8 protein-coding genes are annotated in these 13,925 nt (G+C 47.5%); 7 read left to right on the forward strand and 1 reads right to left on the reverse strand.

Annotated features, from left to right (window positions below; genetic code table 11):
- Positions 1–97 precede the first annotated feature (97 nt).
- A complete protein-coding gene (locus tag KDK19_RS22210; RefSeq protein ID WP_257292972.1) occupies positions 98–4,867 on the forward strand; it encodes a pilus assembly protein in 4,770 nt (1,589 codons plus the stop codon).
- Between the two features lie 107 nt (positions 4,868–4,974).
- Here the strand turns inward: KDK19_RS22210 and KDK19_RS22215 are convergent, their stop codons facing one another.
- Complete coding sequence (locus tag KDK19_RS22215) at positions 4,975–6,912, reverse strand: hypothetical protein (protein WP_257292973.1); 1,938 nt, start codon at positions 6,910–6,912, stop codon at positions 4,975–4,977.
- Positions 6,913–7,518: 606 nt separating this feature from the next.
- On the opposite strand from KDK19_RS22215, the gene KDK19_RS22220 reads away from it, so the two are divergent.
- From KDK19_RS22220 to KDK19_RS22245, 6 genes are all read left to right on the forward strand, one after another.
- Positions 7,519–9,384 (forward strand): autotransporter domain-containing protein, encoded by a 1,866-nt coding sequence (locus tag KDK19_RS22220; RefSeq protein WP_257292974.1) that lies wholly within the window; start codon positions 7,519–7,521, stop codon positions 9,382–9,384.
- A 339-nt stretch (positions 9,385–9,723) separates the two neighbouring features.
- Complete coding sequence (locus KDK19_RS22225) at positions 9,724–10,227, forward strand: GspH/FimT family protein (protein WP_257280482.1); 504 nt, start codon at positions 9,724–9,726, stop codon at positions 10,225–10,227.
- Positions 10,227–10,772 (forward strand): type IV pilus modification protein PilV, encoded by a 546-nt coding sequence (gene pilV / locus KDK19_RS22230; RefSeq protein ID WP_257280483.1) that lies wholly within the window; start codon positions 10,227–10,229, stop codon positions 10,770–10,772. Before KDK19_RS22225 ends, pilV begins: the two co-directional genes overlap by 1 nt.
- The gene (locus KDK19_RS22235; protein WP_257280484.1) at positions 10,769–11,539 is read left to right on the forward strand and encodes a PilW family protein; all 771 of its coding nucleotides are present in this window, start codon (positions 10,769–10,771) and stop codon (positions 11,537–11,539) included. Before pilV ends, KDK19_RS22235 begins: the two co-directional genes overlap by 4 nt.
- Before the next feature lie 34 nt (positions 11,540–11,573).
- Positions 11,574–11,996, forward strand: coding sequence for a hypothetical protein (locus tag KDK19_RS22240; protein ID WP_257280485.1), 423 nt, complete (start codon positions 11,574–11,576; stop codon positions 11,994–11,996).
- 62 nt (positions 11,997–12,058) lie between these two features.
- Positions 12,059–13,925: PilC/PilY family type IV pilus protein (locus tag KDK19_RS22245; protein WP_257292975.1), on the forward strand; the 1,867-nt coding region annotated here is incomplete at its 3' end.

The following is a 13,925-nucleotide window of genomic DNA, read 5'->3' on the forward strand; positions in this document are numbered from 1 at the left end:
GAAGCAGGAATTTTTAGACCAATTTATTGCAACCGTAGTAGGACAGCCTTAAGTCTGACAGGCTGCTAGCAGAGCTTTAAGCTCAAGGAGTGCAGTCATGAAGATAAGACAAACACTGATAAAAAGCCTCTCTGTTCTGTCAGTCTGGTCCACTTTTGCATCAGCAGATCCTTCATCGAATCTCTATTCTTCGGTGCCACCACTGTTAAGTCGCAGCTCGGAGCCTTTGGTCATGTTGGTGATGTCGGTTGATCACGAGCTGTTTAAAAAAGCGTATCCGGATTACTCGGACCTGGATGGTGATGGTCAGTTGGATGTGACTTATAAAGACAACTTCGAGTATCTGGGGTACTTTGAAAGCCAGTGGTGCTATTCCTACAGTTCCTCTAATGGTCGTTTTTCTCCGGCTGCACAGGCAACCGGTAGCAACGGCCATTACTGCGATACATCAGCTGCGCCATGGAGTGGTAACTTTCTGAATTGGGCCACCATGAGTCGAATGGATGTTCTGAGAAGGGTGCTCTTTGGGGGTAAACGCTCTACTGATACTGCATCTCTGACCGTTCTTGAACGAGCCTATTTACCCAGAGATATTCATGCTTTTGTCAAAGTCTACAAAGGCAGTGATCTTGCCAGTCTGACTCCTTACACTGGTTCCATAAGCCTCTGCAATCTGGCGACCAGTGAAGGTGGTGAGCCAAAGCTTCGTATTGCCAGTGGACAATGGCCTCGCTGGGCATCCACTGAAGTGATTCAGTGCCAGTGGGGGACGTCCAACAGTCCTTCCGGCAGTGATGAGTTAGCAGAAAATACGGTTCGGGTTGAGTCTTGCGTAACAGGTAAAGATGCATCAACATCGGATCGTTGCAGAGAATATTCCAATGGCAATGCCAAACCGGCCGGGTTGCTGCAACGCTACGGTGAAGATGGCAGTATCCGGTTTGGTCTGATCAGCGGCAGTTACGACAAGAATATTTCTGGCGGCTTGCTGCGTAGAAATATCTCTAAAATTGGCGGTAACTCGTCGTCTTCTGATGATGAGGTCAATGTCTCTAATGGTATTTTTAATAACTCCGTCAATGGCATCATCCAGCACATCAACAGCTTCAGAATTGCCAGATACAGTTACAGTCAGAATAAATATACCGACTGCAGCACATATGGTATTTCCATTGATACCTTTAAATCCGGACGTTCAACCTATTCAAACCGACATTGTAGCAACTGGGGGAATCCACTGGCTGAGATGTATCTGGAGGCTCTGAGATACTTTGCTGGTCAGTCATCACCCTCCAGTGCGTTTGATACCAGTGTTGATGATCAATTTGTGTCAGGATTATCCACCGAGTCCTGGATTTCTCCTGTCACTTCAGCCAACGCTTGTGCCAACTGTTCTATTATTCTGCTGTCCAGTGGACTGAACTCTTTTGATTCCGATGAACTCTCGAGCAGTGCCGATTTGCCCGGCTTGTCCGGTACTGCCAGTGTCAATAGTAAAACCGATGAAGTGGGTGAGCTTGAATATAACAATAATTTCGCTGGTAACTATCTGGTGGGTGGGACTGGTAGCACACGACAATGTACAGCCAAGTATCTTAATGGGTTGTCAGAAGCCAAAGGTTTATGTCCTGAACTGCCTCAGCTGGAGGGTAGTTATCAGGTGTCCGGATTGGCTTTTTATGGCAACCAGACCGATTTGAACAGTACTCTCGATGGTGTGCAAAAAGTCAAAACCTATTCTATTCAGTTAGCAGAAAGTATGCCCAGCTTTACCCTGAATGCCGGTGGCAAGCCTGTCACTTTCCAACCGGTTTGTCATACCAGTTCCAATTTTGGCACGGGCACGAATTTCTCTGGAAGTGGTAGTGACTGCACACTGACCGATGTAGTGGTAGAAAATACAGTACTGAATTCTGATGGCGAGGTTGTGGAAGGCAGCTTGCTGTTTACCTGGGAGGACTCTCTCTGGGGTAATGACTTTGATTATGATGCTTCTTCACGAATCAAATTTTGTGTAGGAGCCCAGTGCACAGCCACTTCAGATTCAACCTTGAGCATTGGAAGCTTTGGCAGTGATCAGATACGAATGGCTGTTCATGTAGACGGTGTTTATGCTGGATTGAACTTGAGGTTCAGTTACACAATGGCCGGTACCTACGACGATGGATTACAAAATGATTTTGTCTACAAAGGGCAGACGGGTTATGAAGTGAAAAACTTTACGGCCAGTGGCAACTCTGCAGGCCGACTGGAAAAACCGCTCTGGTTTGCGGCTAAATACGGAGGCTTTGTTGACCTTGATGGTGATGGTACTCCCAAGTATGACGATAATGGCGATGGGATTTCAGATGATGACCGTGAGTGGGACAGCCGAAATAATACTACTGGCTCGTTAGGGGCGGATGGTTTACCTGACAACTATTATTTCGCTCGCAATCCCAGTCAGCTAGAGGCTCAGCTAGGGCAAGTTTTACAGGATATTGTCAGCAGGGTCTCCTCTGCCACCAACGCAGCCCTTTTTTCGAACAGTCAGACCGGAACAGGTGTTCTCTATCAGGCTCTGTTTCAACCCGTTATGGAGTACAACGGTAAAACAATTTCCTGGGGAGGAATGCTTCATGCCCTCTTTGTAGACAGTAAAGGCTTACTCCGGGAAGATAGTAATGGCAATGACAGGCTTGATGATTACTCTGTTGACAAAATCGTAGAGCTGGTTTTTGACCCCAACTCCAACCAGACTCTGTTTCAGCGGTATTCTACTTCAGATTCAGGGGGGACACTGACACCCGATGGCGCTCTCCAGTCCCTCAATCAGCTGAATGCAATCTGGGATGCCAGAGATCAATTATCCAGTCTCTCCAATGTCGTCAGCCAGCGCACATTCAGTTCTCTCGCTTCAGGCGGCCGCCATATTTTGACCTGGTTGGATGAAAATAATAATGGTGTCGTTGATACTGGTGAAACTCTGCCACTGACGCCTGATACATTCAACACAATGGAAGGTTATTTGGGGGTTTCAGCATCTGAGGTTACCAATGTCGTCAACTATGTTCGTGGTGAGGAAATCTCCGGAACCCGTTCAAGAACCATCGATTACGATGAAGACGGAGAAGATGACGTCTGGCGTCTTGGTGATATTATACATTCAACACCGCAGCTGGTCTCTTCTCCGGGAAGCCGGTTCGATGCCCTCTATTCCGATACCACTTATACCACCTTTTATGAACAATACAAAAACCGTCGGCACGTGCTTTACGTAGGCGGTAATGATGGAATGATCCACGCTTTTAATGGTGGCTTCTGGGATGAAAGTCAATATGGCTATAACGTTACTGGATATAATAACGAAGTCAGTCATCCATTGGGCTCAGAACTTTGGGCTTATACGCCCATGAATCTGCTGCCCCATCTGCAGTGGTTGAGAGAGCCTGACTATCCCCATGTTTATTACATGGATGCAGAGCCAGTAACTTTCGATGTCAACATTTTTGACAGTAATGACAGTGATTATCCCGGAGGCTGGGGAACCGTTCTGGTTATGGGTATGCGGCTTGGTGGCGGTGGTTACGACGTGACCTTGGGAGGGAATAACAAAACACTGCGCTCTGCCTATGTGGTGCTGGATATAACTAACCCAGAGGATCCCCCTAAACTGCTGGCGGAAATAACCCATCCGGAACTAGGTTTTACAACTTCCCGCCCTACATTGGTAAAACGTCGTGTGGCTGCCAAAGATAGCCAGGGTGAAGATGACTGGAGTCAAGCACCTACGACGAATGAATGGTATCTGGCATTTGCATCAGGACCTATCGGTACAGGTGAGGCTGGAATACGAACAGCACTGGATGATGGATCGAGTAACCAAAATCTCAAACTCTTTGTCTATGATCTGAAAAGTAAAGCTTTTGTGTCGGGCATGGCACCTATGGATTCAGGGATTTCTCAGGCGTACGGTGGCAATACTACAGCCGTCGATTGGGATCGGGATTATAAAGACGATGCTCTTTATCTGGGCGCTATTGAAACCGGTACATCAACTCTGGATGGGAAGCTTCTGAGATTGCGTTTGCAGGATACCCTGACCGACTCAACACTGACAACGCTTCTTGACACCGGGAAGCCTGTTTCAGCCGCTCCTGTTGTGGCCTCAGACAAGAATCGTCACTGGCTTTATGTAGGGAGTGGAAGGCTTCTGACGTATGATGATAATCGCACCACACAAACCCAGTCATTCTTTGGCTTCAAGGAGCCGCAGAGTAGCAACGGTGATTTAACGTATAATGCGGTGTCTTTATCGGACTTGGTTAATACGACGGACGTACAGGTATACACCAATGGCACTGTCAATAAGAAAACCAGCAGTGGCAATGTAGCCTTTACTGTGGACTCCTCAACCGTCGGCAGCTTTACTGCACTTCAGTCAGTGATTGCGACCAAGAGTGGCTGGGTGCTTGATCTAGAGGGTGATGGTGTTATTCCTGCCGGAAGATCAATCACTTCGGCTTCCCGATTGTTTTCACTGGTTCTGTTCACTGAATACAGACCGTCAGAAGACAGTTGTCGAGTGGATGGCTCTAGCGCCCTGATTGGCTTGCATTACCAGACGGGGACCGCATCGCCCGATCCCGTTCTGGGTGGGCAGGATCAGGGCGATCAGGTCAGTGAGGATCTTTCCATAAAAAGAGTCAATCTGGGACTGGGTTATGCATCATCTCCCGTTATCCATCAGGGAGCCAGTGGTCATCGAACGGCGGTTACCCAGGGCGCTGGAGGCAGTATCAGCAGTCACGAACTGAATTACAATTTTCAGACTTCCGGTAGAATGTCATGGCGACAGATCTTGCGCATTCCCTGGGGAAGCGAATGATTCCATGGATCTCTGGTATTGCCCTTCATTCTTTTCGATTGGATATTTACAATCATTGTTCGGTATTCACCAAATATGTCACATAACTTCAGTATTGGGTAAAGTCATTATGCTTCACCCAAAAAGACCAGATAACGTCGCCAATCCAGACCTATTTTTTCGAGATAGGCAAGACTACAGCTCCGCACTTCTTCAGGGGAATAATCTCTGGATGCTTTGATGTCAGCAGGAACGGGTTCCAGAGGGACGTTATCACGCCGACACTGGTGGACAAATTGAAACCAGGCCTGCAAGAATTCATTGACCAGTTGTACCTCTTCAGCTGTTTTAGGGCAGCGAAAAAAACGGAATTCCATCGTTGGAAGTGCATCGATACCAGCTGTTCCGTTGATATGTAATAACGAGATCGCCATGTACTTTTCTGCAACGCCTGAAAGCGCATCAAATTGATCGCATGGCCAAAACTTCCATTTCCCGGTCATATGCTGAAAGTCGGTCATATGAACAAATCGACTGTAAAAACCAGTAAACTGTTTCAGGTTTTCCATTTTTTCTTCATTGGTTACTCCTTGCAGATTGCTGATGCAATAGTCCCCATCCATTAGTTTCGTATTATAATGGGCAATCATTTGATTCATCCTGACTATCGCGCTACCCTTCAGCTTCTCAAAATCACCGAATGTTTTATGCCATTGCGCCTCTCTGTCCGAGACAATTCGTTTATCATTACCAAAAAATCTGAGTAAATAGGGATTGTTTTGTAATTCACATTCGATTGCCATAATAATTGCGGGATCGCCGCCTGTAGCACTCAACACATCAACATGTTTGTGCCCCGAGCTATAACTGATAACCCTGTTATTGCGCAGGAAATCAATCGCATTAATCACCTTTTTAAAGCATTCATGGACATGTTTATCATCTAAATGGTATGGCTTACAGTTTATTTCAAGACACTCCATTGTATCCAGGAACGAGATAATCTCAAAATCATTGTTTAGGGTATACCGTCTCTGGTTATGTTTATTCAAACCAAGGTACTTAAAACCCTGCTGTTCAAGGCGCTCTTCAAGAGGATACAGGGCTTTATGCCTAGCTTCACTTTTCGTGTCCGATAAAGAGTTAAGATAATATTCGAACTCTTCTCCATATTTAAGGCATGGACTCATCAATGGATACCCGCTGCTCTCCACGAATTCGGACTTTTTGGCAAACATACTGTCAATAACATGCATATAGCGTCGTTCAAATATTTCTGCCATCATCGATTTGTTAAATGTTTCGCGCAGGTCATCATCGGTGCGTAAAACACGCGACAACAAATTATTATTGCCATAGCCAGAAGTTTTGGCAATCTTAATGAAATCGGATTTATGTTTGTCAATAAAACCAAATATAGCGATTAGCTCAGAAAACTTGCCGTAACGTGATAATATTTTTTCAAAAAATTGAAACAGTTGCCTGCGCAAAAGCCAGGGTACATTATCGCCATTCTTCCAGACTGGGATAAAACCGGTTTCTGCAAGATAATCAATCAGCATTTCAGCGAGATCATAATTTAGACCTTTGTCTTTAAAATAGTCTTTGTTAGATTTTACTCCTTGTGAATGCTCTTGGAATATTTTCTTCAGGACATCACAGATCTCAGTAACCCTTCCAGTATCGATTGTTTGGTCTGGCAAATATCGATTTTGTTCTCTTGCAAAAAAACCACGGTCTTCCTGCAGATCCTCCTTGTATAATATAAAGCCGATAAAGATATTCAGTGCCTCATCGGTTTTATCATCTTCCTTCGTTTCTTCAAGCTGGTATTCTGGTTCTTTAACGTCGGACTTTTCGATGGTTATTTTTTGATAATGCAATGTTTTGATAAGGTTCTGCAAAGTTTCCCGAAGATGTTCAGCTGCGGACAGTGGAGCCAGGTAAGTATCATGACCTGAAGCGGATACTGGGCCAGGCCCGCCAAAGTGTGCAAGGCAAGAAACCTTGCGCTGTAAAACAGGTTGCTCTGAACCCGTGTAGTGACGTTTGCGATTAGCTGGCAAAAAAAACCTTGCCGCGTTGTCGCTGATAGACAGCCTGTCGACGCTGTCCTTTGGTGAGTAGGGCTCATTTCCGGTGGTCTTTCCATAGATGGCCCCAGACTGCGATATATTCATGTACTTAACTCTCTGAAGTAATGTTTTTTGTGAGCAGACTGACTTCGACTATTAAGTCCAAAAAAAGTTCAAAGAACGATAATAAAGACCGGTGAGTTTGCTGCTTCAGGAAATCAAGAAGAGTGAGCCGAGGGCATAAAAGGTGATGATGCACATTGAGATCACGCAAAAAATTCAGCAGATCATCGAGACACAGCCTACCGACTCGGCCATTTCAAAGAGGAGCCAGTATTGGCAATACAGATCATCAATGAACGTATAATCATAATGCCATTCTGGCGTCATATGCCGGTTATTGGCTGTATCTCATACCAGACAGTGCTGTATGTCCAGTTATTTGAGTTGGGAGTCAGGTAGTCCGATCACTATTCTCAGGATGTGAAGTAAACAACTTTCTTATTAATGACTGATTGCTAAATTCTGGTCACGGTGCTAAAAATAGCACCACAGTACTGCATATAACAATCATCATAACAATAATAAGGAAAGAAGATGAGACGGAAAATGCTATCTGCTGCTGTGGCTGCAGCGGTATCTTTTGGTGCTCAGGCCGAGCAACCCTTCAGTGACTTTTATGTGTTCGGTGACAGCTTGCTGGATACAGGCAACTTCTCTTATGCGACAAATGATGGCGGAGTCATAGCTACTGAATTGCTGGCTAAGGCTTTGGGATTGAATATTGATATTCTTGCCAATGGCGGAAACAACTATGCAGTTGGCGGCTATCAAACCGCCGATGTTCTGGACTCCATAGTTGGAGGTGTTGCCCTTCAGGATCCTGCAAATACCCTTACGACCCGAGGGGGAAATTTCAATTCTTACTTGATTGATAACCCTTCAGCTTCTGGAGATGCGCTCTACTTTCTCGATGGTGGGGGGAATGATTTAGCTGGAACATGGTCGAGTGCGCCCGATCAAGAGGCAGCGATTCAGGCATCAGCCCGGAATATGGCTACAGCAGTGGGTGCTCTGAGTAATGCTGGTGCCAACTATATCATGTTGGCAAATTTGCCTGATATGGGGCGGATTCCCCTCACTCAACTGGCTGCTCTGGCTGACCCGAATGATGCCGTTCTGGCAAGTACTGCTGCTGCCGGTTACAACCAGGCGCTTGAAATTTTTGTCAACCAAACCGGTGCCAATGTCATACCGGTGGATTTTCAGGGTTTTATAGATCTTATTATCAGGGATGCTGATCAATTTGGCTTTGCCTCAGGCGTGGATGCAGCTGTTACTGGTGCTGCAATCGATCAGGTGTATACCTGTTATGACAATGGATTGGGGGGCAGTACTGGTCCTTCAACCTCATGTTTCGAGCATCCGGTCTATGGAGTTGATGGCACTGCTCCGGACCCTGACAGCCTGATTTTTAATGATTTTTTGCACCCCACCGGTAAAACCCATGCTCTGGCTGCAGATTACATGGCGGATATCATCATAGCCCCCAGAAAAGTGGGATTGCTACCACAGATGGGGCTGAGTGCAGCTCGCAGTCAATTCAGTGCAGTCGCCAATGAAATGCGTCAGTCCCGCTGGAAGGATGTAAAAAGTGGTTGGTTTATCAGTGGCGCTTCGGGGACCAGTGAGCTGGATGGCGGCTTAAGTCCCGAAGATGATCGTTACTCATCCACTGTGGGATTGATCAAAAGCCTGGATGACAACCATTTTTTGGGTGTTGCTGTTACTTTGGGGCAGAATGAGCTGGATGTCGATGGCTCATCGTTTGAGGCAAACAATTATGGTCTGAATATTCTTTATGGTTATCGTGCAGGTGCCTGGTTTTTAGAAGGTGCATTGGGTTATACCAATATGGATTATTCTGATCTTGCGCGGGATTTCAACATCGGTTCGCAGACTTATACTGCCAAAGGGGATACCGAAGGCTATGCTCTGGGTCTTGATCTGCTGGCTGGTTATAACCTGCTGGATGAATCGTCGCAGTTTGTTTTTGGCCCTGTTCTCGGATTACAAACCATTCATGCTTTTGTTAACGGTTATACCGAGAGTGGCGGAGAAATTTCTAATTACGACTGGGGGAATCAATCCACAGAAAGCATGCAGTTGCGTGCTGGTTTTATGGGTAGTATGCAGCTCACGAAAACCATTCTCATTGATGCCGAAATGTATCATACAGATGAGCAGGAAGGTGGCTTTGAGAGCATTAACGTCACTAATACCAATTTGAATTTTGGGCAGTACCGCCTGCCCGGAGCCTATGTGGATGAAGGCGGCTTCGTTACCGCTAATCTGGGTGCTGCAATGGATTTGGGTGATGGCAAGTTGCGCCTGAGTTATAACTATAGCGGTCAGGCTGATGGCTCCGAGCTGGTCAGTTTGACGTATTCAGCCGCTTTCTGAGCCGGATGATAAATCAGGCCGGTTGGTTGTATGCCAAACCGGCCTTTTGTGCGCTGATTGACTCGCATTACAAACGGGTACAGCATCACCCGATCTCGTTCCGGGTGAGCAGGATCATAGCAACAGATCTTTGTCATTCACCGGGAAAGCCATTGATTCCCTGAATCGTGTCAATTCTTTGAAGCTTTTTTTGCAGGTGGAATCCGGTCCACACTTGAATAAGCCGCCTGTCATTCCGCGAATCCCTCGTCTTTCCTTTTTTCCTAGAGTTGAAGTGTCATTCAGTTAAGGAAGTAGGTTGTGTTCAAGCGGAGCTGCTCAGTCAACAGGCCCAAAACTATGAAAGGGCTGACCCTGATCGAGATTTTGATCACCATCCTTCTGATGTTCATCGTTAGCTCTATGACGGTGAATCTGGATTCACTGGTGCAGTCCTTTCGAATGGATTTTTACAATCAACGAATTTTCAGCAGTATGGTGGTGGCCCGCAGTGAGGCGATAAAACGAGGAGTGAATGTCAGTCTTTGTCGCAGCCAAAACGGCTCAAGTTGTGATACCTCTGGCAGCAACTGGAAAGCAGGCTGGCTGATTTTTGTCAATCCCAATAATAATAATTCGGTTGACCCGGGTGAGGTCGTTATCAGGGTTTATGGAGAGATTGACAGTGCGGTCACGATCAGTCTGAATACCGGGAATACTGTGACATTTACATCCAGGGGCAGCCCGACAGCGGTGCGGACTATGAGAGCCTGTCCCACCGGCGGCTTGGGCACTCCAGTTAAAACAGTATCGGTCACGGTCACCGGACAAATTCGAAAAACTTCTTCGACAGGGAATTGTTGATGGAAGGACACTTAAAGGCACGCAAGTCACACGCAAAGCTGCCAAAGGGCAAAGAGGATGGCTTTGGTCTGATTGAAGTGTTGATCAGTGTGGTGATTTTTATGGTCGGCATTCTTGGAATGGCGGGAATGCAGGCTCAGGCGGTCAGGGCGACTCAAGACAGCTTGCAGCGTTCCCAGGCTATCTGGCTGGCCAATGAAATGTCAGAACGTATGAAAGTGAATGTCCAGGGGCTGGAGTCAGGCAAGTATCAGACTACCGCCCAAACCGCCAGCGGTAATGTCCCCTCCTATTGTGCCGGTTCAGTTCCGAGACAATGCATTGCCAACGCCTGCACGGCGGATGAAATGGCTGCCTATGATGTTCATGATCTTATGTGTCGAAATGCCAGGGTTTCCAATCAGCAACTGGTCGTCAGTTGTTCTGCCACCCCCTGTAATTCTGGTGAGACCGTGTCGATAACCCTTTCATGGGAGACCAGAGGTGGTATTGGTACGCTGTTTCTGGCTCAAAAGTCACTGACTCTCACCTATCTACGGCAATGATTAGAACGTCCTTATCCCGACAGCAAGGGTTGTCGCTGATTGAACTGATGTTGGCACTGGTGATAGGTTTGCTGATCACAGGTACTTTTTTACAGCTGATGTTGAACAGCAGTCGTTCCACTTATTTTCATGAAGATCTTGCCCTTGCTCAGGAGAATGGTCGGCATACCCTGTTCTTGCTGAGTCGTGCCGTGAGGCAGGCAGGCTACAGCAATGAAGTGAACAGTCGGGTGCTGCCATTCTTTACCGGTCGATGTGGCAGTGCTGCTCAGTGCACATTGGATGGTGGCGGAACGAACAGTGATCAGGTCGCTGTCCAGTTTCTACCCCGCAATGGTCAGGATTGTGCGGGTAACACCGTTCCTTCAGGGGAGCTGACAGCCGATGTTTACTATGTGGCAGCTGATCCGGCTAATGGCAATATTGATACCTTGTTCTGCCGGGGATACAACCCGGCAAACTCCGCAGCCAGAGGTGCAGCCAGGGCTGTCATCGTGGGTGTTGAGCGTCTTCAGGTGGTTTATGGAGTGACGAATAACAATACCAATAATGTGCATCAGTACCTGGCGGCCAGTGCGGTCAGTAACTGGCAGGATGTCAGAAGTGTCAGACTGGGCGTTCTGGTCAATTCCGGCCAGCAGGTTCGCTCATTTGAGCGGCGAACCCGAACTTACAACATTCTGGAAAGCGGTACTTTGACCCTTAACGATGGACGCCCCCGATATGTCTTTACCACAGCGAACAAACTTAACAACGCCGGTTTCTAGACCCATTCACAGAGTCAGACAGCAGGGTGCGATCATGCTGTTGACCATGATCATTATGCTGGTGATGTTATTCTCGGGGTTGTTTGTCATGGAAATGGCCATTTTTGGGGAAATGGCGGTCAGTAATGAGCAGAAAGGATTGCAGGTCTATCAGGTCTCTTACAGTGAGCTGGATGGGCAGTATCAATACCTTATTAACAACTCCGGTGTTTTACTGGATGCCATGGCCGCTGATGTCAATCTGAGCATCATACAGAACCCGTCAGGTTGTGCTAACCCGGCTCAAGTTTGCCAGACTGCCACACTCCGATATATCGGCGAAGTGCCACCACCTCCGGGTTACAGTCTCGGGAAATACATTGGCCTGATGTTCGAAATTGATAGCGTCGCTACCCTGGGTCAGACAGGTGCACGCTCCAGCCAGACTCTGGGCTTTACCTTCGTGACCACTCTCTGAATCAATCTGAAGGCTGTGCTGCCGATGGAAAAAATAAGAACACCTGACTGAGGATTTTCCTTTTGAAGCATCGTTTACTGTCTATACCGGCTCTCTGCCTGATGTGCCTGTCAGAGGCTTGGTCTGACGATACTGATCTTCTGATCAATGGCTTCAATAATGGTCAGGTTGATTTTCTGGGGTTTGCTGCACCTGCATCGGTCGGTGATGCCGCAAACTCGCTGCAAAACTCTGATGAACTCTATTACATCCTGCTCTGGATGATTAATGGTCCTGGCTGGCGGGGAAACCTCAAACGCTACAGTCTGGGAACGGATAACCAGGTTTATGATGCCAATGGTCATCTGGCCATTGATTCGTCCACCGGATTTTTTACCGGCAGCTCCAGAAGTTTTTGGGGTAATACCAACGATGGTAACAGTGCTACTTCAGGAGGAATGGCTGCCCATTTGAAAAAAAGTCGGACGGTGGTCTCCAATATTACTGGCAGTAACAGCGCCAACCTGAATGCTTCGGGTAATCGTGTCACTGAGAATAACGCGGGCATTACCACCGGGATTCTGGGTCTGTCCGGAAGTGCAGCGGCAACGAACCGTACCAATGTTCTCAAGTGGGCCAGAGGGGTTGATGTAGACGACGAAGACGGTGACGGTTCTACTACGGACAACCGAACCAGTACGGGCGATCCGCTTCATACCCAGCCAAAAGTGATCACTTATTATAAGAACAGTGCCGGGTCCGTGGTGGACCGAACGGTTTATTTCACCACCAACGACGGCTTCTTACACGCTGTGAATACCGATAATGGCAGCACTGAGTTCTCATTTATCCCTAAAGAGCTGCTCGTTAACCTTAAAATCTACAAAGACAATCTGGTACAAGGGGCAGACCACTATACCGGCCCATCTTCCGATGAGGGGTGTGTCTGGAACTTCAGAATACCCGGTAGTTGCATCCCTGAATACTGGTGCAGTTTTCAGTATCAATTGTTTGATATTCATCCTTCACAAAGTTGCCGTCTCAATGCACCAAGGACAGATGGCGACTGTGACTATAATATATTTGCGCCCCCGGGCACCTGTCACAACCCTGAGTTTTGCGAGTATCGCTATCGCTTTGGTGATCTCAATCTTAATCAGAGCTGCAGGCTCAGGAGCCGCCCTCAAATACCTCCTCCCACTGTGAATAATACACCGGTCAAGCTTTATGGCATGGATGGCCCGATGACGGTATGGATCAATGATGCCAACGGTGATGGTGATGTTCTTCAGAGCAATAATGGCTTTCCCGATTCCGGAGAGCATGTCAACCTTTATCTCACCATGAGGCGTGGTGGCAGTAATATCTACGCTCTGGACGTCATTCGCAGATATAACCCGGAATTGAGATGGGTGATTCGAGGCGACCAGGATAGGAACAATCAGGCAGACAGCACAACACTGAATCCTGATTTTCCTGAGCTGGGCCAGACCTGGTCAGCCCCGACTCCGGCAAAGGTCCGTTTTAATGGAGCCGACAGGCAGGTGCTGTTGTTCGGTGCTGGCTACGATCAGGATGCCGATGAACAAACGACGATCGGCCATAATGACATCGGGCGGGGAATCTACATGGTGGATGCCAGCACAGGCCAGAAGCTCTGGTCTGCCGGCAACAGTGGCACGGACCTGGACCTGACGGATATGAATTACAGTATTCCTGCTGATCTGGCGGTTATCGACATCGACAGGGATGGACTGACGGATTACTTTTTTGCGGTGGACATTGGCGGTCAGGTCTGGCGATTCGATGTCAACCAGAGCAACACCGGGGCCAGTGACTTTGCCACGGGAGGCCGAATTGCCAACTTCTCTGGCAGTACCCAGGCCGATGCCCGGCGGTTTTATGAAAAGCCAGACGTTTCCCTGTCCAGATCGCTTGACCATCTGAATA

This window comes from Endozoicomonas sp. ONNA1, assembly GCF_024606325.1.
In the GTDB taxonomy this organism is placed as follows: domain Bacteria; phylum Pseudomonadota; class Gammaproteobacteria; order Pseudomonadales; family Endozoicomonadaceae; genus Endozoicomonas_A.

Bases quoted from the DNA above. Each gene is read 5' to 3' on its own strand.
- KDK19_RS22235 (WP_257280484.1), top strand. From the start codon at position 10,769: ATGATTAGAACGTCCTTATCCCGACAGCAAGGGTTGTCGCTGATTGAA.
- KDK19_RS22210 (WP_257292972.1), top strand. From the start codon at position 98: ATGAAGATAAGACAAACACTGATAAAAAGCCTCTCTGTTCTGTCAGTC.
- KDK19_RS22225 (WP_257280482.1), top strand. From the start codon at position 9,724: ATGAAAGGGCTGACCCTGATCGAGATTTTGATCACCATCCTTCTGATG.
- KDK19_RS22220 (WP_257292974.1), top strand. From the start codon at position 7,519: ATGAGACGGAAAATGCTATCTGCTGCTGTGGCTGCAGCGGTATCTTTT.
- pilV (WP_257280483.1), top strand. From the start codon at position 10,227: ATGGAAGGACACTTAAAGGCACGCAAGTCACACGCAAAGCTGCCAAAG.
- KDK19_RS22240 (WP_257280485.1), top strand. From the start codon at position 11,574: ATGCTGTTGACCATGATCATTATGCTGGTGATGTTATTCTCGGGGTTG.